Here is a 22,763-nt window from a genome sequence, read left to right as displayed (position 1 = left end):
GCTAGTGGAGGGGGCTTGGGCAGGGGTTTGACCTGAGTCAACCAGGCATCACATTCCGCAGCTCCGCCCCTGTCAGCAGGAAGACCTCGTCCGGCCCCCGCTCCAGCTCGAGCCAGGTGAAGGGCAGATCGGCAAAGGCGCTCTCGAGGGCGGGCCGGCTCGCCCCGACCTCGACCACTAGGACGCCGTCCCGGGTGAGCCGCTTCGCCGCACCTGCGAGGATCCGGCGCACGACGTCGAGCCCGTCCTCTCCGGCGGCGAGTCCCACCAGGGGCTCGCGCCGGAACTCCTCGGGCATGTGCGCGAGCTCCTCGGCGTCCACGTAGGGCGGGTTGCTGACGATGAGGGAGTAGCGCCCCTTCGGGAGCTGCTCGTAGAGGTCCGACCGCAACAGGCGCACCCGGTCCTCCACCCCGTGGCGTTCCACGTTGACCCGGGCGACCTCGAGCGCCTCCGGCGAGACGTCGACCGCGTCGACCGCAGCCTCCGGGAAGGCCAGGGCACAGGCCACGGCGATGCAACCGCTGCCCGTCCCGAGGTCGAGGATGCGGTCCACCGTCACGCCGTCGAGCCAGGGCGAGAAACCCTGCTCGATGACCTCGCCGAGGAGGGAGCGCGGGACCAGGACGCGCTCGTCGACGAAGAAGTCGAGCCCCGCGAACCACGCCTCGTGGGTGAGATACGGGGCCGGAGCTCGCTCCGTGATCCTCCGGCGCAGCAGGTCCAGCACCTGCGCCCGCTCGGCGCGCGTGAGACGGGCGCGCATCAGCTCGTCCGGGACCCCGGGCGCCAGGTGCAGGGCGTGCAGGACCAGCAGGCTCGCCTCGTCCACGGCGTTGTCCGTGCCGTGGCCGAAGAACAGGCCGGCCTCGTTGAAGCGGCTCGCGCCCCAGCGCACGAAGTCCCGGGGGGTCACCAGCTCCCCGATCAGTTCGTTCCGCTCTTCGGTGTCGACGTTCACGGGCAGCGGTGTCCGGGCACGGGCAGGCTCCTCGCCAGGGGGCGGCGGCAGGGAGCGGCAGTCTATCAAGATCGAGCCGGGCTCAGGCTCCCCGCGGCCCGTCCCCGTCAGGCCCCGCCCCCGGCGCGCCGGAGACGGCCGGCTCGGCCCAGAGGTCGTGCTCGCCGGCCGCCACCACCCGCACGGAGTGGAGCTCCCCGGGGTGCATCCCCCCCGCCGCCCGGACGAAGACCTGACCGTCGACCTCCGGGGCGTCGGCGGCGCTGCGGGCGACGGCCCCCTCCTCGCCCACCTCGTCCACGAGGACGGTGAGGGTCCGGCCCACCTGGCGCGCCAGGCGCTCCGCGCTGATCCGGGCCTGCAGTTCCATCAGGCGCCGGCGCCGCTCTTCGCGCACCGGCTCGGGCACGGCGCCCGGCAGGGCGTTGGCCGCCGCACCCTGCACCGGTGAGTAGGCGAAGCAGCCGACGCGGTCGAGCTCCGCCGCGCGCAGGAATGCGAGGAGCTCCTCGAACTCCTCCTCGGTCTCCCCGGGAAAACCCACGACGAACGTGCTGCGCAGGGTCAGCTCCGGACACTCCGCGCGCCAGGCCTGGATCCGGGCCAGGGCGTCCTCGCTGTCCGCGGGCCGGCGCATCGCCCGGAGGACCCGTGGGCTCGCGTGCTGGAGGGGCACGTCGAGGTAGGGCAGGACCCGCCCCTCGGCCATCAACGTGACGAGCTCGTCCACGTGGGGGTAGGGATAGACGTAGTGGAGCCGCACCCACGCGCCCAGCCCCCCCAGGGCCTCGGCGAGGTCCCGGATGTGCGTGCGCACCGCCTTCCCTCCCCAGGTCTCCCGCCGGTGCCGGACGTCCACCCCGTAGGCGCCCGTGTCCTGGGCGATGACCAGCAACTCCTTCACCCCCGCCGCGACCAGCGTCTCGGCCTCGCGCATCACCTCCGGGAACGGGCGGCTCTGCAGGTCACCGCGCAGCGACGGAATGATGCAGAAGGTGCAGCGGTGGCTGCAGCCCTCGGAGATCTTCAGGTAGGCGTAGTGAGGCGGAGTCAGGCGCACGCCCTGGGGCGGGACCAGGTGCTCGAAGGGGACGTGGGCGGGCGGGAGGTGGGCGTGCACCGCCGCCATCACCTCCTCGAGGGCGTTCGGCCCGGTAACGGCCAGCACCTCCGGGTGCGCCCGGAGGACGACCTCGCTGCGGGCGCCGAGGCAGCCCGTCACCACGACGCGCCCGTTGGCCGCGAGCGCCTCGCCGATGGCCTCGAGCGACTCCTCCACCGCGGGGTCGATGAACCCGCAGGTGTTCACCACCACCAGGTCCGCTTCCGCGTAGCTCGGCACGATGCGGTAACCCTCCGCCCGCAGGCGGGTGAGGACCAACTCCGAGTCACGCGTCGCCTTGGGGCAGCCGAGGCTCACGAAGCCGACGCGGGGCGCGGTCCCGGCGGGCCTCGCCGCCCTCCCCGCCCTGCGGCGCCCACCCCCCTCAGGCACCTCCGCTCAGCTCCAGGAGCATGCGGTTCAAGCGGCCGACGAAGGCCGATGGGTTCTCCAGTTGACTGCCCTCCGCGAGCAAAGCCTGGTCGAAGAGGATCTCCACCCACTCGCCGAACCGGTCACCCGTCTCCTGCTCCAGGCGCTTCACCAGGGGGTGGGTGGGGTTGAGCTCGAGGACCGGCCGCGCCGCCGGGAGTTCCTGGCCCGAGGCCCGCAGGAGGCGCTCCAGGTGACGCCCGAAGTCGTGCTCTCCCGCCACCAGGCACGCGGGAGAGGTCAACAGCCGCTGGCTCACCCGGACCTCCTGCACCCGGTCGCCGAGCACGGCCTTGACCCGCTCGGCAAGGGGCTTCAGGGCGTCCGCGGCCGCCTCGGCCGCCTGCCGGGCCGTCTCGTCCCGGAGCTTGCCCAGGTCGAGCTGCCCCTTCGCCACCGAGCGCAGGGGCTTGCCCTCGAACTCGGTCAGGTTGCTCACCACCCACTCGTCGATGCCGTCGGTGAGGAGCAGCACCTCGATCCCCTCCTGCTCGAAGACCTCCAGGTGCGGACTGTGGCGGGCGGCGGAATAGGAGTCGGCCGTGATGTAGTAGACGGCGTCCTGCCCCTCCTTCATGCGGGCGACGTAGTCGCCGAGGGAGACCGAGGGCTTCTCGCCTTCGCCCCGGGTCGACGCGAAGCGCAGGAGCCCGGCGATGCGCTCCCGGTTGACCGGGTCGTCGACCACGCCCTCCTTGAACACCCGGCCGAACTCCTTCCAGAACGTCGCGTACTTCTCCGGCTCCTCCTTCGCCAGGTGCTCGAGCAGTCCGAGCAGCTTCTTCACGGAGCCGGAGCGGATCGAGTCGATCTGGCGGTTCTGCTGGAGGATCTCCCGGGAGATGTTCAGGGGCAGGTCCTGGGCGTCGATGACCCCGCGCACGAACCGAAGATAGGGCGGCATCAACTGCTCGGCGTCGTCCATGATGAACACCCGGCGCACGTAGAGCTTCACGCCGTGGCGCTCGCGCCGGTCCCAGATGTCGAAGGGGGCGCGCGCGGGCAGGTAGAGCAGGGAGGTGTACTCGAGGGCACCCTCGACCCGGTTGTGGGTCCAGGCAAGCGGCTCGCCAAAGTCGTGGCTGACGTGAGGGTAGAACTCCCGGTACTGCTCCTCGGTCACCTCGGCCTTCGGCCGCGCCCAGAGGGCGGTGCCCTGGTTCACCACCTCCCACTCCAGCGGGTTGCCCTCCTTCGGCATCCGGATCGGGAGCGCGATGTGGTCGGAGAACTTGCGCAGGATGGCGCGCAGGCGCCAGCCGTCGAGGAACTCGTCCTCGTCCGGCCTCAGGTGCAGCACCACCTCGGTGCCCCGCTCCGCCCGCTCCAGGGTCTCCAGCGTGTATTCGCCCCCGCCGGTCGACTCCCAGCGCACCCCGTGCTCCGCCCCGAGCCCGGCCCGGCGCGTCGTCAGGGTGACGCGGTCGGCCACGATGAAGGCGGAATAGAACCCGACCCCGAACTGGCCGATCAGCTGGCTGTCCCTGGCCTGGTCTCCGGTCAGGCTCTGGAAGAAGGCCCGCGTGCCGGAGCGGGCGATGGTGCCGATGTGGTCCACCACCTCCTGGCGGCTCATCCCGATGCCGTTGTCGCGGACCGTTACGGTGCGGGCCTCCTTGTCGTAGGTGACCCAGATCTGCAGCTCGCCCTGGCCTTCGTAGAGGGCGTCGTCGGTCAGCGCCTCGAAACGCAGCTTGTCTGCCGCGTCGGAGGCGTTCGAGACGAGCTCGCGCAGGAACACCTCCTTGTTGCTGTAGAGCGAGTGGATCACCAGATCCAGCAGCTGGCGGACCTCGGTTTGAAACCCGAGGGTCTCCTTGTGGGCTTCGACGGTCATGGCTGTGCCTATCCTCCCGGGGGCTCGACGCGCTCTACCGAAGGTGGGGTGCCCACCGCCGTTTTCAACCCCCGGCCGGTCCGCCTCCGGTACACTGGTCCCATGCGGAGCAGCCCCGAGGACCTCTCCCGCCACACCCCCGTGATGCAGCAGTACCTGCGGCTGAAGGCCGAGCACCCCGACTGCCTGCTCTTCTACCGCATGGGGGACTTCTACGAGCTGTTCTTCGACGACGCCCGGCGCGCCGCGGCGCTGCTCGACATCGCGCTCACCCGCCGGGGACAGACCGCGGGCGAGCCCATCCCCATGGCCGGGGTGCCGGCCCACGCGGTCGACGGCTACCTGGCACGGCTGCTGCGCCACGGCGAGTCGGTGGCGATCTGCGAGCAGTTCGGGGAGGTTCCCGGGCGCGGTCCGATGGAACGGAGGGTGACGCGGGTGGTCACCCCCGGCACGGTCACCGAGGACGCCCTCCTCGAGGAGCGCCGGGACAATCTGCTCGTCGCGGCGCACGTGCTCGGTGGGCGCTGGGGCGCCGCGGCGCTCGACCTCGCCAGCGGGCGGTTGACCGTCATGGAGGGGGACGCCTCCGAGGGGCACGGCTCGGAGGGACTGGCGGCCGAGCTCGCCCGGCTGCAGCCTGCCGAACTGCTCGTCCCGGAGACCGGTCCGTTGCCGGCCGGGGCCCCGGGCGCCGCCCTGCGCCGGCGCCCACCCTGGCACTTCGACCCCGAGGCGGCGACGCGCCTGCTCTCCGAGCACTTCGGGACCCGCGACCTCGCCGGCTTCGGCTGCGCGGGCCTCGCTGCGGCCGTCGGGGCCGCCGGCAGCCTGCTCATCTACGCGCGCGAGACCCAGCGCTCTGCGCTGCCCCACGTCCGGGGCCTGCGGGTCGAGCGCCGGGAGGACAGCCTGTACGTCGACCCCGTCGCCCGGCGCAATCTCGAGGTCGAGGTCAATCTCGCCGGGGGCCGGGAGAACACGCTGGCGCAGGTGATGGACGCGACGCGGACCCCGATGGGCGCCCGCCTGCTCCGGCGCTGGCTGGCCCGCCCCTTGCGCGACCGGGCCGCGCTCAGGGGGCGCCAGCAGGCGGTCGAGACGCTCCTGGGTGACCGGCTCTGGGAGGCGCTCGACTGCGCGTTGCGGGCGGTGGGCGATCTCGAGCGGGTGCTCGCCCGCGTGGCCCTGCGCTCCGCCCGTCCCCGCGACCTCGTCCAGCTCCGGCTCGCCCTCGCGGTGCTTCCCGAGCTCCGGGACGTCCTGGGCGCCGCCGGGGACCCGCGGCTCGGCGCCCTGGCCGAGGCGGTGCGCCCGTTCCCGGAGCTGCGCGAGCGCCTGGAGCAGGCCCTGGTCGAGTCGCCTCCGCCCACGGTGCGCGACGGGGGCGTGATCGCGGACGGCTACGACCCGGAGCTCGACGAGCTGCGCGCCCTGGACCGGGACACGGGACAGGCGCTCGCCGACTTCGAGGCCCGGGAGCGCGCCCGGAGCGCAATCCCCGGCCTGCGCGTGGGCTACAACCGCGTCTCCGGCTTCTACATCGAGCTGAGCCGCGCCCAGGCGGCGAACGCCCCGGCCGACTACGTCCGCCGGCAGACGTTGAAGGGCGTCGAGCGCTACGTCACCCCCGAGCTGAAGGCCTTCGAGGACCGGGTGCTCAGCGCGCGGGAACGAGCGCTCGCGCGCGAGCGTACCCTGTACGCGGACCTGCTGGAGGGGGCCGCGGGGCATCTCGCGGATCTGCTGGCCTGTGCCGAGGCGGTGGCGGAGGCCGACGTCCTCGCCAATCTCGCGGAGCGGGCCGACGCGCTGGACCTGACCCGGCCGGAGCTGACCGAAGAGCCGGGGATCCTGGTGACGCGGGGCCGCCACCCGGTCGTGGAGCGTTGCCTCGACGGACCGTTCGTGCCGAACGACCTGGAACTGGCTGCGGGACGCCGGATGCTCGTGGTCACCGGCCCCAACATGGGCGGGAAGTCGACCTACATGCGCCAGGCGGCGCTCATCGTGCTGCTGGCCCACACCGGCAGCTTCGTGCCCGCGGAGCGCGCCGTCATCGGGCCCGTGGACCGCATCTTCACCCGCATCGGGGCGGCGGACGACCTGGCGGGAGGGCGCTCCACCTTCATGGTGGAGATGACCGAGGTGGCCAACATCCTTCACAACGCGACCCGGGAGAGCCTGGTCCTTGTGGACGAGGTGGGCCGCGGGACCAGCACCTTCGACGGCCTGGCGCTCGCCTGGGCGAGCGCCGAGCACCTCGCGCGGGAGATCGGCGCCTTCACCCTGTTCGCCACCCACTTCTTCGAGCTGACCGTGCTCGCCGACACGCTCGAGGGAGTGGCGAACGTGCACCTGGACGCGCTCGAGCACGGCGATCGAATCGTCTTCCTGCACGCGGTCAAGGAAGGGCCGGCCAGCCAGAGTTATGGTTTGCAGGTGGCGGCGCTGGCCGGCGTACCCGCCCCCGTGGTCGGCAGAGCGCGGGCTCGCCTGGCGGAGCTGGAGACCCGCCCCCTCGACGCCGGTGCCCCCCGGCGGCAGCTCGACCTGTTCGCCACCGCGGACCCCGCACCGGCCCTGGACGCTTTGCGCCGGGTGGACCCCGACCGCTTGACCCCGCGCCAGGCCCTGGACACGCTCTACCGTCTGCGGGAGCTCGCCGGGCGGGGGTGACCGGGACCGCGCCCCCCCGCGGCCGAGTCGCGGGCGGCCCGCCGCCGCTCACCGGAAGACCTGCCGCTGCCCGGGCCAGGATGCGCTAAAGTTTCACCAGGAACCCCGGGGGTGCTGCCTCCCGGGCTTCCTGGCGGACCGGTACAGGAAGTCTTGGGAGGCTCGCACGCAACATGCTGATGGATATGCCGTTGTTCCGCCGGCTGCTCCCTCTACTCCTCCTCCTGGCGACGACTCCGCTCCCCGCGCACGTGGAGCCGAGTGGTGACGCCGCCATCGAGCTCGAGGAATGCCGGTTCCTCTCGCCGACCCGCGGCGAGGACGAGACCCGGACCCCTCTCTCTCCGGAGCGCGTCACGGTGCTCTATGAAGTCCTCCGGGGCACGCATGTGGGCAGTCTCGTCGTCAGCGCAATCGAGCGCTTCCGCACACACGGGATTGGCGGTGCAGGTCACCACCTGCGCCTGGTCGAGGTGCGCCGCGACGGTGGGCCAGCCGCCGAGTACTTCGAGAGCGGAGAGCTCGCCGTCAGCGCGAGCCTGTTCGAGGGGTCTGGCGGGGATACCCCGGAGGCCCGCGGGCGCCTCTACACCGCCGCGAGCTTCGTCGTCCACGAGGCGGTGCACGCGATCGCGCACCACCTGTTCCTGGAGGGGCGCTTCGCGCCGTACAACTCCGAGACCAAGGTGAATGAGGCGCTCGCCTATTTTATCCAGGGGCTGTATCTGGAGGAGATCCGGGAGCGTGACCCGGATTACCTGGAGCCCGACGCCGTGCCTTCCTGGGACCGGTGCACGGCCCACATCGTGCGCATCCTGCGCCAGTACGGGATCACCCCGCAGACGGGGTTCGACGAGGCCTACGACCACCTCGCCGAACTGCAGCTCGAGGCGGACGAGGCCACCGCCCAGATGCTGGCGAAGCTCTGGCAGTACTTCCAGTTCATCCACGGGAGCGGCGAGGCCGCCGAGCTGTGGAAGCTCGGCGACCAGAACCCTCCGCGTTTCCGGGTGGTGGAGAGGCTCACGACGATGATCGCGAGGGACGTGGAACAGCGGCGCTGCAACCTGGACGAGACCTTCGCGTTCATGACCAACCGCATCATCCTCTACGGACACTACCCGGACACGCCGCCGGAGACGACGGCCTGCCAGTACTTCGGCGACTTTCTGCGGGCGGTCCGCGTCGAAGGGGAGCTCACCGACGTCCTGCGGGAGCAGATCGACCGCTGGCTCGCTCGGCGAGGGCTGTCCTCGAAGCCGCCGAGGGCATCGAAGTGAACCGGGGCTGGTGTCTCGCGTGCGGCACGCTCGGGGCCTTCCTGCTCCTCGACAGCGGCTGGGCACAGCCGCCCCCGGTTTCCGGGGTCGCCGAGGAGGCCGGGCAATTGCTCCAGCCCTGGGTACCCTTCTTCTCGTCGGCTGCGCCGACCCAGGGGCCGGCGCCCGACCGGTTGTCCAACGCAGCGGCCGACGGCGACGAGCAGGAGGTCCGGCGGCTCCTCTCCGAGGGCGCGAGCCCGAACGGCACGGGTGCCGGCGAGCCGCCGCTCGTGACCGCCGTCCAGCGAGGCCACACCGGGGTCACCCGCGTGTTGCTGGAGGCCGGGGCCGACCCGAACCGCCTGCCCCCCGGAACGGGGGACCCCCTGCTTCACCTGGCGGTGCGCACCCGGGACCTCGCCCTGGTGAAGCTCCTGCTCGAGCACGGCGCCGCCGTCGGCGCCGTGAGCCAGCGCGAGGACCGCCAGAACCCCGACCACGCGGGGGACAGCGCCCTGCACGAGGCGGCGGCGTTCGGGGAGTCAAAGCTCTGCGAGCAGTTGATCCGCGCCGGCGCGGACCCCAACGCGGTCAACCGCCGGGGGCTCACGCCGTTGCACCACGCGGCGGGCGCCGGGCACGTGGAGACCGCGGCCTGCCTGCTCGACCGCGGGGCGCAGATCGACCGGCAGAACCGGATTGGCGTCACCCCCCTGCACTGGGCGGTGCGCCACGGGCAGGTCGGGACGGCCCGGCTACTCACCGACCGGGGGGCCTCGGTGAACGTCGCCAGCCAGCACGGCAGCTCCCCGCTGCACAGCGCGGTCGCGAGGCGGGACGCCGAGATGGTCAAGCTCCTGCTCGCGGCGGGGGCCGACCTCGGGGCCGTGGGCATGAGCGGAGAGACGCCGCTCAATCTCGCCCGCCGCCTGGGTGCGCCGGAGTTGGTGGGCCTCCTGGAGACTGCCGCAGCCGCACCACGTCCCGACGACGCCGGCGCACCCCGCGCCGAGGCCCGTGGGGGGACAGCGACCGGTCCGGGCAACTCCCCCGCCACCCTCGTCGGCGCCGTGGTGCTCGGGGTGGTGCTGACGGCCCTGCTGCTCTATTTCCTTCTCCGCCGGGCCGCCGTAAAGGAGAGGTCGCGCCTGCAGCGCCTCCTGGAGGCGCTGCGCGGACTGCACCAGCGCTTCGGGCGGCATGCCTGAGCCCGGCGCGGGACCACGCGGGGCGCCCCCAGGGTGGGGAGTCGCCTGGTGGGGGCCCGGCGTGGCGCTGACCCTGGGCATCGTCTGGGTCGCCGTGCAGCAGGGGGCGACCGACCTCGCCACCCCCATGGGCAAGGCCGTACAGGGGGGATTCCTGGCCGCCCTGGCGACGGCCCTGGGCGCCCTTCCCGCGGTGTTGGTCGAACGCATCTCCCCCCGCTCGGAGGACGTCATGCTGGGCTTCGGTGCCGGGGTCATGGCGGCCGCCTCGTGCTTCTCCCTGATCATCCCGGGCGTCGAAGCAGCCGACGGCATGCTCGGCCACCGCGCCCTCGGAGCGGGCTGGGTGTCTTTCGGGCTCGCGCTCGGTGCGCTCGCGCTCCTCTTCGCCAACCGGCTGATCCCTCACGACCACGTGGCCGTGGGTCATCACGGCCCTGACGTGGCGGGTCTGCGGAAGCTCTGGCTGATGGTCTTCGCCCTTGCCCTGCACAACTTCCCGGAGGGCATGGCGATCGGGGTCGCCTTCAGCGGAAACGACAACGCCGTCGGCATGCCGCTCACGGCGGCCATCTCCGTTCAGGACGTCCCGGAGGGTCTCGTGGTAGCCGTCGCCCTGCGCGCCGCGGCCGTCAGCCCGTTCCGGGCCGCCGGGGTCGCAGCCCTCACGGGGTTGGCGGAGCCCATCGGCGCCGTCGTCGGTAGCCTGCTCACCACCGGGCTCGCCCTGCTCTACCCCCTGGGCCTCGGCTTCGCCGCCGGTGCGATGATCTGGGTGGTCTCGCACGAGATCATCCCGGAGACCCACCGCAAGGGCCACGAGCAGTTCGCATCCCTGGGCCTGATGGGCGGCTTCATCGTCATGATGCTGCTGGACACGGCGCTCGCGTAACGCCCCGGACGGCGCACCGCCCTACATGAGGGAGGTGCTGAAATAGCGCTCCGCCCGGTCCGGCAGCACCGTCACGATGTTGCCCGGGATCCGCTCCGCCAGCCGCCGCGCGGCCCACACGTTGGCCCCCGAGGAGATGCCCACGAGCAGCCCGAAGTCCCGGTTGAGCTCGCGCGTAGTGGCGATGGCATCCTCGTCCGTCACCTCGATCACCTCGCTGATCATCGAGACGTCGAGGACCGCGGGGACGAACCCGTCACCGATCCCCTGGATCTGGTGCAGCCCCGGCTCGTGGCCGAGGAGGGCCGAGACGTTCTTCGGCTCGACCGCGGCGATCACCACGCCGGGCTTGTGCTCGCGCAGGAACTGACCGATCCCCTGCAGGGTACCTCCGCTGCCCACCCCCGCAACGAAGCACGCGATGTCCCCGTTCATCTGCCGCCAGAGCTCGTGGGCCGTCTCCTCGTAGTGCACGCGCGGGTTGTCGGGGTTCTCGAACTGCTGGGGGACGAAGACGCGGGGGTCCTCGCGCTGCATCTCGCGGACCTTCTCCACCGCCCCGGCAATGCTCTTCTGCGCGGGGGTCAGCACCAGCTCCGCCCCGAGGGCCCGGATGAGCTTCTTCCTCTCGTCGCTCATGTTCTCCGGCATGACGATGCGGACGTGGTAGCCCTTGAGCCGGCCCACCAGGGCCACACCAATCCCGGTGTTGCCGCTCGTGGGCTCCACGATGATCGAGCCGGGCTTCAGCAGGCCCCTGCTCTCCGCACCGTCGAGCATGGCCATGGCCACGCGGTCCTTGATGCTCCCGCCGGGGTTCAGGAACTCGGCCTTGGCAAAAACGGACTCTCCCCGCAGCCGAACGACCGGGGTATTGCCAATCAGGTCCAGGACGTTGTCGGTGAACACGGTATCCCTTCAGTGAGTCAGGCCCGCTTGCGCGGCGCCTCGGGGCTCCCGAAGACATGCCGCGGCGTGGCCCGGAAGCCAATCATGAGGGTGTCCACCACCCTCGCCAGGATCGCCTGCACGGCGCGGTCCTTGTCTTCGTTCACGATGATGGGGATCTGCTGGCGGTCCGCCCCCGAGAGCAGGAACTCCTGCAGCCCCCAGATCGACTCGAAGCTCCGGAGATAGCGCTCGGCCCGGCGCTGGACGGCGCGCGCGGCCCGCCCGCGAATGCGGGCCCGCAGGAGGTCCGGCTTCAGCACGGCCAGCATCACCGGCACCACCACCGCGTCCCCCTCGGCCGGGACGCGCGAGATCAGGGACGGGCACACGTGCACGCCCTCCATGATGAGCGACACACGCTCCTTCAGGGCGCGTCGGATGACGGCCTCGCAGGGCAACGCGATCAGGTCTGCCTGGCTCTGGTAGCCCTCCGCGAGGAGCGCCACGCGGTCCGCCGCCGGGTCCTGCGCCCGCGGCAGGGTGCGCCAGGCCTCGAAGGAAGAGGCGTAGAGCACCGGCAGGAGCCGTTGCGGGAGCATCATGCGCATGACCTCCCGCAGCATGTCGGTCGACTGGGTCCGCGGGATGTCGAGCCGGGTGGCGAGGTCCGTGGCCACCGTGCTCTTGCCGACGCCAGCGGTCCCGCCCAGCAGGATGACGAGGGGCCGCCCACTGTGAAGGAAGTCGACCCACGCGAGGTAGCGGCGTGCCACGGCCTCACCGAGGTCCTGGGCGAGCCAGTGGTGGGTGGTACGCCCGAGGGTGGCCGAGCTGACCTCAGCCTCCGCCCGCTCGGCGAGGAAGCGCGAGACCCGCGCGGCCATGACGGCGGCCGTGTCGTCGGACAGCCCGCAGATCTGGAGCGTGCGCCGGTAGAGGGCGTCGGAGAACGGAACCGCCTGCTCCGCGCCGTCCCGCACCAGAACCGCCGCCGCGGGCCCGGCCGGCTCCTGGTAGCGGCGCACCGCCTGGGCTCCGTGGCACTCCTGGACGTAGGCGGCGACGCGCCGGCGCAGTTCTGGAGCCGTGATCTCCGGGATGCTGCCGAGGTCCTGGCGGACCCGCGACGCGAGCTTGTAGGCGTCCTCGAACGAAAGACCCGAGTCCTGGAGGGAGCGCGTGAGGATCCCGCGCAGGAACGGAGCCCGCGTCCCCTCCTCCGGGTCGATGACCAGCGTCTTCGCCATGGAGCGCCACCTCGATACCGACCAGATTGTCGGCACGAGCAGGCAAAGATACAAGCTGACGCCCCGGGCGTTGAGAGCCTGCGCCGGTTGGGCTCAGGCGTCCGGCTTGCCGGCGACGATCTCCTGGGCGACGGTCTCGAGGTCCGCGTGGCGCACGTCGCGGCCAGTGCATAGGTAGATGACGTAGCCCGCGATGTTCTTTGCGTGACCGCCAATCCGCTCCAGCGCCCGCAGGCCGAGCACGGCGTCCACCATGTGTCCGATGGTGCGGTGGTCCTCCAGCACGAAGGTGGTCACGCGGCGCAGCGCCGACTGGAACTCCGCCTCGAGCCGCTCGTTCTCCTGGATGACCTCCACCGCCTTGCCGAGGTCGAACGCATCGAATGCCTGCATGGCTGTGCGCATCATGCGCACAGCGATCGCGGCCAGCCGGTGGATGTCCTCGAGCAGCCCGGGCTTGGGGGCGGTCGGCCCCTCGGTGTAGAGGTGCTGGACCAACCGGGCCACCCGGCGGGTCTGGTCCCCCACCCGCTCCAGGTCCACGACCGACTTGGCCACCGTCATGATGGCTCTCAGGTCGCCCGCCATGGGCTGGCGGCGGACCAGGAGCTTGACGACCTCCTCGTCGATCCGCATGTCCAACTCGTTCACGAGGCGGTCGCGCTCAATGACCTCGCGTGCCCCCTCGGGGCTCTCGTCGTCGAGCGCCTTCAGCACCCGCTCGACCTGCTCGATGGCGAGCGCACCCATCTCCAGCACCAGGCGGTGCAGGTTCATCATCTCACCGTCGAAGCGCCTGACGGTGTGTCCCGATGTCGGCCCGCTCGTGATCATGGAATTCCCTGCTGCTCGATCCTGGGCGCCTGCGTCAGCCAAAACGGCCTGTGATGTAGTCCTCGGTCAGGGGGTGCCGGGGATTGGTGAAGATGTGGTTGGTGTCGCCGATCTCGATGAGATTGCCCAGGTGGAAGTACGCGGCCCTCTGGGATACCCGCGCCGCCTGTTGCATGGAGTGCGTGACGATTGCGATGCTGAACTGCTCGCGCAGCTCGTCGATCAACTCCTCGATCTTCGCCGTCGCGATGGGATCGAGCGCCGAACAGGGCTCGTCCATCAGGATCACCTCGGGGTTGACCGCGATCGTCCGTGCGATGCAGAGCCTCTGCTGCTGACCACCAGAGAGCCCCGTGCCCGGCTGGTCCAGACGGTCCTTGACCTCCTCCCAGAGTCCCGCGCGCTCGAGGCTTCTCTGCACGACCACGTCGAGCTCGGCCCGCGTGGAGGCAAGCCCGTGGATCCGTGGACCGTAGGCGACGTTCTCGTAGATCGACTTCGGGAAGGGGTTCGGCTTCTGGAACACCATCCCCACCTGCGCCCGCAGCGGCACCACGTCGAGCTTGTCTTCGTAGACGTCCTGCCCGTCCAGGGTGATCGTCCCCGTGACGCGGCAATTGTCGATGGTGTCGTTCATCCGGTTCAGGCAGCGCAAAAAGGTGGACTTTCCGCAGCCCGACGGCCCGATCATCGCGATGACCTCGTTGGCCCCGATGTCGAGGCTCACGTCCTTGATGGCGTGCTTGTCCCCGTAGTAGACATCCACGTGGCGAGCCGTCATGCGCGGGTGCGGGTGGGTGTAGTCCCCCACGGTCTCGCGGCTGCTCCGGTCGATCACGGAGGACCTTCCCGCCATCCGGAGATGATCGGCCGGCCTCGCGACTCTGACGTCGATTTCGTGCGCGGGGACCTTTTCAGTCTCAGACATCGGCTTCTTTCCCTCGAACCCTGCGGGTCACCAACGCCGCTCGAAGCGCCTGCGCAGAATCACCGCGAGCGCATTCATGACGATCAAGAAGGCGAGCAGGACCATGATCGCCGCCGCCATCTTCTCGACGAAGGCCCGCTCGGGGCTGTCCGCCCACAGATAGATCTGCACCGGCAGCACGGTGGCCGGGTCCATCACCCCGCGCGGGATGTCCACGATGAACGCCACCATCCCCACCATCAGCAGGGGGGCGCTCTCTCCGAGGGCGCGGGCCATCCCGATGATCGCCCCCGTGAGCATGCCGGGCATCGCCAGGGGCAGGACGTGGTGCATCACCATCTGCATCTTCGAGGCGCCAACCCCGAGGGCCGCCTCCCGAATCGAGGGGGGGACCGCGGTCAGGGCCGCCCGGCTCGCGATGATGATCACCGGCAGGGTCATCAGGGTGAGCACGAGCCCGCCGACCAGCGGCGCCGAGCGGGGCACACCGAAGACGTCGATGAAGACGGCGAGTCCGAGCAGACCGAAGATGATCGACGGCACGGCCGCCAGATTGTTGATGTTCACCTCGATCAGGTCGGTCCAGCGGTTCTTCGGCGCGAGCTCCTCGAGGTAGATGGCCGCCGCGACCCCGAGCGGGAACGACAGCGCGAGGGTCACGAGGAGCGTGTAGAGGGAGCCGACGACCGCCCCACCGATCCCCGCGAGCTCCGGCTCCCGCGAGTCGCCTCCGATGAAGAACTGCCCGTTGAAGCGGGTCGCGACGCGACCCCGTGCCTGCAGGTGGTCGAACCACCCCACCTGGGCGTCGCTCAGGCGCCGCTCCCCCTCGGGGAGCTCGCGGTCGACGTACCCCTTGGCGAGCATGTCGTACTCGTCGTCCAGGGGGACCCAGAGGGTGCGGGTCTGGCCGATCACCGAGGGGTCCTTCAGCGCTGCGTCGCGCAACTGCAGGGCGGCGGCGGAGCTGACGAGACCGTACAGGGCGCGCAGCGCCTGGCGCTCGCGCACCTCGGGGAACGCATCCCGCAGCGCCTGCTTGACCGCTGCTCCGTAGTCGGCTGCGGCCAGCGCCTCGGGGTCGCGCCGCTCCTCCAGCGCGAGGGCCGCCGGGTCGAAGGGCACGTCGAGGGCAACCTCCGTGCGCAGGAAGGCCCGGTAGCCCGTGCCGATGACGCTCACGAAGAGGACCGCGAGGAAGACGAGCCCGAGGATGATGGCCCCGAGGCCGTACAACCGGAACCGCCGTTCGGCGGAGTGCCGGCGGGCGAGCGTCGCGGTAACGATGTCGATGGTGCGCGGGCTCGCTCGCTCGGAGGCTGGCGAGCGCCCGCCGGGCGCCCTGGCCGCGTCGCTACTCATATTGCTCCCGGTACCTTCGCACGACGTGCAGGGCGATCACGTTCAACACCAGCGTCATCACGAAGAGGGCGAGCCCCAGGGCAAAGGCGGCGAGCGTCTTCGGACTGTCGAACTCCTGGTCGCCCACCAGCAGGGTCACGATCTGCACCGTCACGGTGGTCACGGCCTCCAGCGGGTTCGCAGTCAGATTCGCCGACAGTCCCGCAGCCATCACCACGATCATGGTCTCGCCGATGGCGCGTGAGACCGCCAGCAGGATCCCGCCGACGATCCCCGGCAGGGCCGCCGGGATGACGACCCGCCGGATCGTCTCCGAGGACGTGGCCCCGAGGGCGTAGGACCCGTCACGCATGGACTGGGGTACGGCGTTGATCACGTCGTCGGAGATCGAGGAGACGAAGGGGATGATCATGACCCCCATCACCAGCCCCGCCGCGAGCGCGCTCTCCGAGGCCACCTCGAGCCCCAGGGACTGCCCGGCGTCCCTCACGAGGGGCGCGACCACGAGCGCGGCGAAGAACCCGTAGACGACCGTGGGCACGCCGGCGAGGACCTCGAGCAGCGGCTTGGCGACGCTGCGAAAGTGCTTGCCCGCGTACTCGGACAGGTAGATCGCCGCCATCAACCCGATCGGCACCGCCACCAGCATCGCGACGGCGGCGACCAGCAGCGTGCCCGTGAACAAGGGCACGGCGCCGAAGGCGCCCGAAGAGCCGACCTGGTCGGCGCGGATCGCCAGCTGGGGGCTCCAGCGCGTCCCGAACAGGAACTCGGTGACGGGCACGACCTGGAAGAAGCGGATCGACTCGAACAGGACCGAGAGGACGATGCCGATGGTCGTCAAGATCGCGATGCTGGAGCTGCCGATGAGGAATCCCCGAACCACCCCCTCCACCCGGTTGCGCGCACGCAGGGAAGGGGCGATGTGGGTGCGCGCCAGCAGCATGCCCCCGGCCGCCAGGACGAGGACCGACACGCCGAGCGCCGCCCGGCTGGTGAAGAGGAGGCTGCGGTAATGGTCCACCGCCGCCTGCATCGCCGGCCCGGCCTGCGCGGAGACGATGTTCCCCTTGACCAGGTTCCTCAGGTCGTTGACCAGGAGGTTCAGCCGGTCCGGGGGCACGTCCCTCACCTCCGGGGGCAGACCGGCCAGCACGATCTCGGTGACGACCGACTGCTCCAGAACGAGCCAGAGCAAGAGCACCAGGAGGGCGGGGACCAGGGTCCACAACGCGGCGTAGGCACCGTAGTACGAGGGCCGCGAGTGCAGCGCCCGGGCGTTGCCGAGCCCACCCACCAGGGCCAGGGAGCGGTGGCGCCCGGCCTGGTACCCGAAGGCGGTCAGGCCGAGCAGCACCGCGAGGAAGATCAGGGGATGCATGGGCGCGGATTATATCGCCGCCCATGTTACAGCCTCGTGTCAGCCCGGGGCGTCTTCGCGCCGGGCGCCGGGACTCGCCACGCCGGGCTTCACGGGATTAAGATGGATTCCCGTCTCACAGGGGGGGGAGTTCGTCATGGCTTATGTCGTGCTCGAGAACTGCATCCGCTGCAAATACACGGACTGCGTCGATGTCTGCCCGGTGGACTGTTTCCACGAGGGCCCCAATTTCCTCGTGATCGACCCGGACGAGTGCATCGACTGCGCGCTCTGCGAGGCGGAGTGCCCGGCCGAGGCGATTCGCGCCGAGGACGACGTGCCGGACGAGCAGCGTGAGTTCATCGCCCTGAACGCCGAGCTCGCCAAGGTCTGGCCGAGCATCACCGAGAAGAAGGAGCCTCTGCCCGACGCCGCCGACTGGGACGGCAAGAGGGGCAAGCGCCAGTACCTCCAGCGCTGAGCCTGCCGGGCACGCCCGCCGGCCCGCCCCCCGAGCCCGGTGACGGGCGGGGGGACGGAGGCGCCTCGACATGACCCCACCCATCCCGCTCACCGCGGACCAGCGCACGGACGCCGCCCTGCAGCTCGTCCTGCAGCGCCAGCTGGACAGCCTGCTGGCCAACGTGCCTGGCGTGCGCGATCAGGTCGACACGGAGTTCCTTCACGACCTTCGGGTCGCGGTCCGCCGCGCCCGGTCCCTGCTCGGACAGGTTCGCGGTGTCTTTCCGGCCCGGCGGGTGGAGGGCCTGCGCGCGGACCTGGGCTGGCTCGGGCGCTGCACGAACGCCGCCCGGGACATGGACGTCTTCCTCCTGGCGCTCGACGAGTACACCGCCCGGCTCCCGCCGGCGTCCCGCCCCCACCTCGCGCCGTTCCGGCGCTTCCTGACCACCCAGCGGGTCAGCGCCTACGCCGAGGCGGCCCGCTGCTTCGAGTGCGCGCGCTATCGCCGCATGGAAAAGCGTTGGCACTCCCTCGCCCACGGGCCCCTGCCCCGCAAGCCCACTGCGCGCCGGGCCCTGAGCCCCGTCGGCGAGGTGGCGCGCAAGCGCGTGTGGCGGGCGTACCGGCGCCTGATGAAGCTCGGCTCCGCCATCGGCCCGGAGTCGCCGGCGCGCGACCTGCACGCGGTGCGCATCGCCGGCAAGAAGCTGCGCTACCTCATGGAGTCCTTCCGCAGCCTCTTCCCCCGGAAAGCCTTGGGCACGCTCATCCGGTCGCTCAAGACCTTCCAGGACAACCTGGGCGAGATGCAGGACCTCCAGGTCCAGCAGGAGCGCCTGCGGGGCTTCGGGAAGGCGATGGCCGACGAGGACGACCTCCCCGCGCAGGCGCGCGAGGCGATGGACCGCCTCGTCCGGGAGCTCTCGCGCCGCGAGGCCCGGGTGAGGCTCGAGTTCGCCGAGCGCTTCCAGACGTTCTCGGCGCCCGAGACGGTGGGCACCTTCCGCGAGACCTTCCGGGCTCGGCCCGGCACGGACCGGTAGGGGAGGTCAGTCGTCCATCTCGTCGGGCCGCGTGAGGGAGCGCAGCGCACCCGACCCGGACCCCAGGCGGGACCAATCCTCCGGTAGCTCGAGCCCCGCGAGGGTCGCCGTGGGCAGGATCCTACCGTCCGCCGGCACCCTGGTGGTTTCGCCCCCAAGGTAGGCGAGCAGCACCTCCAGGCCGGGGTTGTGACCCACCAGCAGGACCCGCCGGGCACCGGCCGGCAGCGCCCCGAGGACCTCCAGGAGCGTGTCGGGCTCGGCCCCGTAGATGCGTGGCTCCCAGAGCACGGAGCCGGTGTCGAAGCCCACCTCCTCGCACACGCGCCGCGCGGTCTGCCGCGCCCGCCGGGCTGGCGAGCTCACCACCAGGTCGGGGACGAGGCCCCGGCGGCGCAGCCACCGGCCAACCTTCGGCGCCTCCTGCTTGCCGCGGTCCGTGAGCGGACGGTCGAAATCCCCCTCGGCGGCGTGGGAGAGGCCCGCCTTGGCGTGGCGCAGGAGGAACAACTCTCGGGCCATCGATGCCTCCGACTGCGGCTGCGGCTGCGGCTGCGGCTGCGGCTGCGGCTGCGGGTGAGACCTGGGCGACTTCGCCCCGTGCCACGCCACACGGCGTCCCGGGCGAGCCCCGGTGCGAGGATATCAATCCCCGGCGGCGTCGGGCCACCCGCTGCCAGGACGCCCGCAGTCGTCGGCAGGCGCGTGGCCGACTATGATGGGCGCCTTCGGGAAACACCGGACAACATGCGATCCTCCCTGCCCCTGCGCCTGCTCATCGCCGTCGGGCTCTCGCTCGGTCTCGCCTTGCTGCTGCTCGTCGTGCTCTACGCGACCAGTATCGCCTTCCAGGTCTGGGACCACCTGCGGGAATCACCGGTCTGGTTCGTTGCACTGTACGTGCTCGGGCTGGCCCTGCTCACGGGATTCGGCGCCCGCCTCATCTGGCGCGTGCTGACCCCCCGCCGGCGGCGGCGCGCGCGCCGCGAGGCCGAAGCCCCGCCCGCACCCACCGAGGCCGAGATCCACGCCCGGATCGAGCGGGCGGTGTCGAAGGGGGCCGTAGCAGAGGCCGAGGAGGCGCGCCAGGAGCTCGAGGAACTGGCCGCCCGGCGCGAGGCGGGACAGATCCACGTGGCGCTGCTCGGCCCCGTCAGCACGGGAAAGAGCTCGCTGGTCCGTGCCCTGCTGCCCGGGGCGACCGCGGCGGTGAGCCCGGTGGGGGGTACCACTCGGGAGATCACCCGCCACACCTGGGAAAGCCCCGCCGGAGACCGCCTCGTCATCAGCGACCTCCCGGGGCTCCTGGAGGCGGACGGGACGCTCGACACGGTCGCGCGGGAAGAGGCCCTGCGGGCGCATCTGGTGGTGTACCTCATCGAGGGCGACCTGACCCGGGACCAGCTGACCGCCCTGCACGAGGTGCTGGCCCTTGGCAAACCGGTGATCCTGGCGCTCGGGAAGAGCGACCTGATGAGCGCCGAGGACCAGGAAACCCTGCGCGCGCGGCTCGCGGCGAGGGTGGCCGGTGGAAGCCGGGTCGAAGTCGTCTCGGTGAGCGCCGGGGCCGAGCGGGAGCTCGTCCGGATGCACAGCGACGGCCGCGAGGACGTCGTGACCCGCGTTATCCCGCCCCGCACGGACGAACTGGCCCAGGCGATCCAGCGGCGCATCGACGGCGACCGCAAGGTGCTGGACGGGCTACGCGACGCCGCGGTGTTCGTCCTGGCGTCGCGCAAGCTGGACGAGTCGCTCGCTGCCCACCGACGCACGCGCGCCCTCGAGGTCGTCGCGAGCTCGACCCGCAAGGCCATTCTCGGTGCGATGGCGGCCGTAAGCCCCGGGACCGACGTCGTCATCCAGGGCTACCTGGGCTTCCAGATGCTGCGGGGCCTCACCGACGTCTACGAGGTCCCGCTGTCGAAGGTCGACGTGGAGCGCTTTCTGCTGAACGCGAGCGGTCGGGTCAACAAGACCGTCCCGGTGCTGCTCGCGGTCGCCGGCAACGCCCTGAAGGCGTTTCCGGGGGTCGGCACCCTCACCGGCGGCCTGGTCCACGCCGTCGCCTACGGATTACTGTTCGACAGCCTGGGGCGGGCCGTCGCCGATACCCTGGCCGCGCGGGGCACCCTGCCCGAGCAGGTCGCCCTGAAGACGTTCGAGGAGAGGTTGAGTGAAGACGTGGAAGGACGCGCTCGTCGCCTGGCGAAGCTCGCTCTGGCCGAAGTCCGCCTCACGCGCTCCCAGCGCTCCTGAGGCCGGCGACGAGCACCTGGAGCGGGCGCGCGATTCCCTGCGCGCCCTGGTGAGCGACACCGACGTCCCGGCGCCGGTGCGCCGGGCCCTGTCGGGCGAATTCGCCCGGGTCCAGGCGATGCTGGACAAGCTCGAGCACGGCCAGATCCACATCGCGGTCTTCGGCCGGGTCGGCGTCGGCAAGTCCGCGCTCCTGAACGCCCTGCTCGGCGAGCCACGCTTCGCGACGAGCCCGCTGCACGGGGAGACGAAGGACGCCCGCATGGCCCACTGGCGGACCGAGTCGGGCGGTGGAGGCGTCTATCTCATCGACACCCCGGGCATCAACGAGGTGGACGGCGAGGCCCGGGAGCGGCTGGCGCACGAGGTGGCGGGGCGGGCCGACCTGGTGCTCTTCGTGGTGGACGGCGACATCACCCAGCCCGAGATCGCCGCCCTGCGGCGCATCGCGGCCGAGTCCCGCCCGATGCTGCTCGTGTTCAACAAGGCCGACCGCTACACCCGGGCCGACCGCGCCCTGGTGGTCGAGTCGCTCGCCCGTCGCACGGCGGGCATCGTTCCCCCCGCGAACATCGTCACCTCGGCCGCCGCGCCCGCGCCGAGGGTCTACCTGGAGGTGGACGCCCAGGGCAACGAGCGGGAGACCCAGCGGACCCCCCCGAGAGAGGTGCAGGACCTGCGCGACCGGCTCTGGACCATCCTGGAGCGGGAGGGCAAGACGCTCGCCGCCCTCAACGCGACCCTGTTCGCCGGGAAACTGAGCGACACCCTCGCCCGGCGGGCGGTGGACGCCCAGCGGGACCTCGCCGAGCGCATCCTGCGCAACTGGAGCCTGGCAAAGGGCGTCCTCGTCGGCCTCAACCCCGTGCCGATCTCCGACCTGATGGCGGCCGTCGCGGTGGACGTGAGCCTCGTCTGGCATCTGTCCCGGGTCTACGGACTGCCGGTCACCCACAACGAGGCCGGCGCGTTGGTGCGCACCATCGGCGCCCAGATGGGGCTGGTGCTGGGGACCGTGTGGGGCGTCAACCTGGTGTCCTCCCTCCTGAAGGGGGGAACCTTCGGGTTGTCGACGCTCGTGACCGGAACGGCCCAGGGTGCGGTCGCCTACTTCGCCACCTACGTGGTCGGCCGGGCCGCCCAGCGCTACTTCCAGCAGGGCCGGTCCTGGGGCGACCTCGGCCCGAAGCGAGCGGTGCAGGAGATCCTCGACACGCTGGACCGGGACTCGCTCCTCACCTCCGCCCGCACCGAGATCCTCTCCCGGCTCCGCACGCAGGCCTAGCGGGGGTCGAAGGGATCGAGCGCGCCCGCGAGAACCCAGCCCGCCGGCACCCGCCCCTCAGCGCGCAGCACCCCGCCCGAGCCGCGACACGAAGGCCGTGAGCTCGGCGAGCACCCGGCCGAGCGCCCGATTGGTGGCGACCACCCCGCCATAGGGGTCGGCGGAATCGGCCGGCTCCACGGCCTCGAAGGTGTCGGTCGCCACCACCCGGCGCGAGGCAGGGTCGACGACCTGGGCCCGCAGTGCAACCCGGGCGACGCTCGGTGTCGAGAGGAACTCCTGTTGGAGCGCGAGAACCTCGGTCTCGAGCCGCAGGTCCGCCACCGCGGGGCTCGGCCCCGCCACGACCGCCTGGAACGCCCCGCTTCCCTCGAGCGACTGCACCAGCAGCGGCTGCAGCATGCGGGCCGGCGTGTCGGCCCACTCGCTGCGGGCGAAGTAGCTCAGCTCGAAGGGCCGCTGGACGTAGGCGATGCGCGGAGAATCGAGCCCGGCGCGCACCCCGGGGGGTGAGACGAGCAGGACCGGTCCGGCGGAGGCCGGTGCGACCCGGGGCGCCGCAGGCACCCAGAGCAGGTGCGTCTGCACGCTGTCCTGGACCAGCCGCCCACCCGAGGCGCAGCCGGCGAGCCACGCGACGACCAGGACCAGCGCCCCCAGGCCCACCGCCCTGCGCCGGCCCCGAGCGACTGGCGCCGAGTCGAGCAACCGTCCCATCG

19 protein-coding genes are annotated in these 22,763 nt (G+C 71.5%); 8 read left to right on the top strand and 11 right to left on the bottom strand.

Annotation, left to right across the window (positions count from 1 at the left end):
* Positions 1 to 37 precede the first annotated feature (37 nt).
* The 3 genes from prmB to htpG form a co-directional block, all read right to left on the bottom strand.
* Positions 38 to 931 carry a 50S ribosomal protein L3 N(5)-glutamine methyltransferase gene (gene prmB / locus KA217_06670; GenBank protein MBP7712135.1) on the bottom strand — a complete coding sequence of 298 codons (894 nt, stop codon included), beginning with the start codon at positions 929 to 931 and terminating at the stop codon, positions 38 to 40.
* 112 nt (positions 932 to 1,043) lie between these two features.
* Entirely contained in the window at positions 1,044 to 2,456 is a 1,413-nt protein-coding gene (gene rimO, locus KA217_06665) for a 30S ribosomal protein S12 methylthiotransferase RimO (GenBank protein ID MBP7712134.1), read from the bottom strand.
* Positions 2,449 to 4,332: a molecular chaperone HtpG gene (gene htpG, locus KA217_06660; GenBank protein MBP7712133.1), complete on the bottom strand. Its 1,884-nt coding sequence runs from the start codon at positions 4,330 to 4,332 to the stop codon at positions 2,449 to 2,451. The genes rimO and htpG overlap by 8 nt, the downstream gene beginning before the upstream one ends.
* A gap of 102 nt (positions 4,333 to 4,434) precedes the next feature.
* Here htpG and mutS point away from each other — a divergent pair, with 102 nt between their 5' ends.
* From mutS to KA217_06640, 4 genes are all read left to right on the top strand, one after another.
* A complete protein-coding gene (gene mutS, locus KA217_06655; GenBank protein MBP7712132.1) occupies positions 4,435 to 7,011 on the top strand; it encodes a DNA mismatch repair protein MutS in 2,577 nt (858 codons plus the stop codon).
* A gap of 173 nt (positions 7,012 to 7,184) precedes the next feature.
* A complete protein-coding gene (locus tag KA217_06650) occupies positions 7,185 to 8,291 on the top strand; it encodes a hypothetical protein (GenBank protein MBP7712131.1) in 1,107 nt (368 codons plus the stop codon).
* Positions 8,288 to 9,481 (top strand): ankyrin repeat domain-containing protein, encoded by a 1,194-nt coding sequence (locus KA217_06645; protein MBP7712130.1) that lies wholly within the window; start codon positions 8,288 to 8,290, stop codon positions 9,479 to 9,481. Before KA217_06650 ends, KA217_06645 begins: the two co-directional genes overlap by 4 nt.
* A complete protein-coding gene (locus tag KA217_06640) occupies positions 9,474 to 10,373 on the top strand; it encodes a ZIP family metal transporter (protein ID MBP7712129.1) in 900 nt (299 codons plus the stop codon). Before KA217_06645 ends, KA217_06640 begins: the two co-directional genes overlap by 8 nt.
* Positions 10,374 to 10,394: 21 nt before the next feature.
* Here KA217_06640 and cysK read toward each other — a convergent pair whose 3' ends face one another.
* From cysK to pstC, 6 genes are all read right to left on the bottom strand, one after another.
* Positions 10,395 to 11,282, bottom strand: coding sequence for a cysteine synthase A (cysK, locus tag KA217_06635; GenBank protein MBP7712128.1), 888 nt, complete (start codon positions 11,280 to 11,282; stop codon positions 10,395 to 10,397).
* Positions 11,283 to 11,299: 17 nt separating this feature from the next.
* Positions 11,300 to 12,511 (bottom strand): hypothetical protein, encoded by a 1,212-nt coding sequence (locus tag KA217_06630; GenBank protein MBP7712127.1) that lies wholly within the window; start codon positions 12,509 to 12,511, stop codon positions 11,300 to 11,302.
* 93 nt (positions 12,512 to 12,604) lie between these two features.
* Positions 12,605 to 13,345, bottom strand: coding sequence for a phosphate signaling complex protein PhoU (phoU, locus tag KA217_06625; GenBank protein ID MBP7712126.1), 741 nt, complete (start codon positions 13,343 to 13,345; stop codon positions 12,605 to 12,607).
* Positions 13,346 to 13,379: 34 nt separating this feature from the next.
* Entirely contained in the window at positions 13,380 to 14,201 is an 822-nt protein-coding gene (locus KA217_06620; protein MBP7712125.1) for a phosphate ABC transporter ATP-binding protein, read from the bottom strand.
* 99 nt (positions 14,202 to 14,300) lie between these two features.
* Complete coding sequence (pstA, locus tag KA217_06615) at positions 14,301 to 15,635, bottom strand: phosphate ABC transporter permease PstA (protein MBP7712124.1); 1,335 nt, start codon at positions 15,633 to 15,635, stop codon at positions 14,301 to 14,303.
* Complete coding sequence (gene pstC, locus KA217_06610; protein ID MBP7712123.1) at positions 15,628 to 17,016, bottom strand: phosphate ABC transporter permease subunit PstC; 1,389 nt, start codon at positions 17,014 to 17,016, stop codon at positions 15,628 to 15,630. Before pstC ends, pstA begins: the two co-directional genes overlap by 8 nt.
* Before the next feature lie 136 nt (positions 17,017 to 17,152).
* On the opposite strand from pstC, the gene KA217_06605 reads away from it, so the two are divergent.
* Together KA217_06605 and KA217_06600 are read left to right on the top strand one after the other, a co-directional pair.
* A complete protein-coding gene (locus tag KA217_06605; GenBank protein MBP7712122.1) occupies positions 17,153 to 17,476 on the top strand; it encodes a ferredoxin family protein in 324 nt (107 codons plus the stop codon).
* 70 nt (positions 17,477 to 17,546) lie between these two features.
* Complete coding sequence (locus KA217_06600) at positions 17,547 to 18,503, top strand: CHAD domain-containing protein (GenBank protein MBP7712121.1); 957 nt, start codon at positions 17,547 to 17,549, stop codon at positions 18,501 to 18,503.
* A gap of 6 nt (positions 18,504 to 18,509) precedes the next feature.
* On the opposite strand, the gene KA217_06595 is transcribed toward KA217_06600, so the two are convergent.
* Positions 18,510 to 19,025: a histidine phosphatase family protein gene (locus KA217_06595; protein MBP7712120.1), complete on the bottom strand. Its 516-nt coding sequence runs from the start codon at positions 19,023 to 19,025 to the stop codon at positions 18,510 to 18,512.
* Between the two features lie 225 nt (positions 19,026 to 19,250).
* Here KA217_06595 and KA217_06590 point away from each other — a divergent pair, with 225 nt between their 5' ends.
* Both KA217_06590 and KA217_06585 read left to right on the top strand, forming a co-directional pair.
* Positions 19,251 to 20,759, top strand: coding sequence for a 50S ribosome-binding GTPase (locus KA217_06590; protein ID MBP7712119.1), 1,509 nt, complete (start codon positions 19,251 to 19,253; stop codon positions 20,757 to 20,759).
* Positions 20,677 to 22,044, top strand: a complete 1,368-nt coding sequence (locus KA217_06585; protein MBP7712118.1) for a GTP-binding protein — start codon at positions 20,677 to 20,679, stop codon at positions 22,042 to 22,044. Before KA217_06590 ends, KA217_06585 begins: the two co-directional genes overlap by 83 nt.
* Before the next feature lie 57 nt (positions 22,045 to 22,101).
* Here KA217_06585 and KA217_06580 read toward each other — a convergent pair whose 3' ends face one another.
* Positions 22,102 to 22,761 carry a membrane integrity-associated transporter subunit PqiC gene (locus tag KA217_06580; protein ID MBP7712117.1) on the bottom strand — a complete coding sequence of 220 codons (660 nt, stop codon included), beginning with the start codon at positions 22,759 to 22,761 and terminating at the stop codon, positions 22,102 to 22,104.
* Positions 22,762 to 22,763: the final 2 nt, after the last annotated feature.

This window comes from Gammaproteobacteria bacterium (assembly GCA_017999615.1).
Lineage (GTDB): Bacteria > Pseudomonadota > Gammaproteobacteria > JAABTG01 > JAABTG01 > JAGNLM01.
The sequence above is the reverse complement of the archived record's forward strand: the minus strand, read 5'-3'. Positions and strand labels throughout refer to the sequence as shown.

Coding starts and splice junctions, on each gene's coding strand:
- KA217_06650 (MBP7712131.1), top strand. CDS start 7,185: ATGCTGATGGATATGCCGTTGTTCCGCCGGCTGCTCCCTCTACTCCTC.
- KA217_06605 (MBP7712122.1), top strand. CDS start 17,153: ATGGCTTATGTCGTGCTCGAGAACTGCATCCGCTGCAAATACACGGAC.
- KA217_06590 (MBP7712119.1), top strand. CDS start 19,251: ATGCGATCCTCCCTGCCCCTGCGCCTGCTCATCGCCGTCGGGCTCTCG.
- KA217_06580 (MBP7712117.1), bottom strand. CDS start 22,761: ATGGGACGGTTGCTCGACTCGGCGCCAGTCGCTCGGGGCCGGCGCAGG.
- KA217_06630 (MBP7712127.1), bottom strand. CDS start 12,511: ATGGCGAAGACGCTGGTCATCGACCCGGAGGAGGGGACGCGGGCTCCG.
- pstC (MBP7712123.1), bottom strand. CDS start 17,016: ATGCATCCCCTGATCTTCCTCGCGGTGCTGCTCGGCCTGACCGCCTTC.
- KA217_06600 (MBP7712121.1), top strand. CDS start 17,547: ATGACCCCACCCATCCCGCTCACCGCGGACCAGCGCACGGACGCCGCC.
- KA217_06620 (MBP7712125.1), bottom strand. CDS start 14,201: ATGGCGGGAAGGTCCTCCGTGATCGACCGGAGCAGCCGCGAGACCGTG.
- KA217_06640 (MBP7712129.1), top strand. CDS start 9,474: ATGCCTGAGCCCGGCGCGGGACCACGCGGGGCGCCCCCAGGGTGGGGA.
- mutS (MBP7712132.1), top strand. CDS start 4,435: ATGCGGAGCAGCCCCGAGGACCTCTCCCGCCACACCCCCGTGATGCAG.
- KA217_06595 (MBP7712120.1), bottom strand. CDS start 19,025: ATGGCCCGAGAGTTGTTCCTCCTGCGCCACGCCAAGGCGGGCCTCTCC.
- htpG (MBP7712133.1), bottom strand. CDS start 4,332: ATGACCGTCGAAGCCCACAAGGAGACCCTCGGGTTTCAAACCGAGGTC.
- pstA (MBP7712124.1), bottom strand. CDS start 15,635: ATGAGTAGCGACGCGGCCAGGGCGCCCGGCGGGCGCTCGCCAGCCTCC.
- phoU (MBP7712126.1), bottom strand. CDS start 13,345: ATGATCACGAGCGGGCCGACATCGGGACACACCGTCAGGCGCTTCGAC.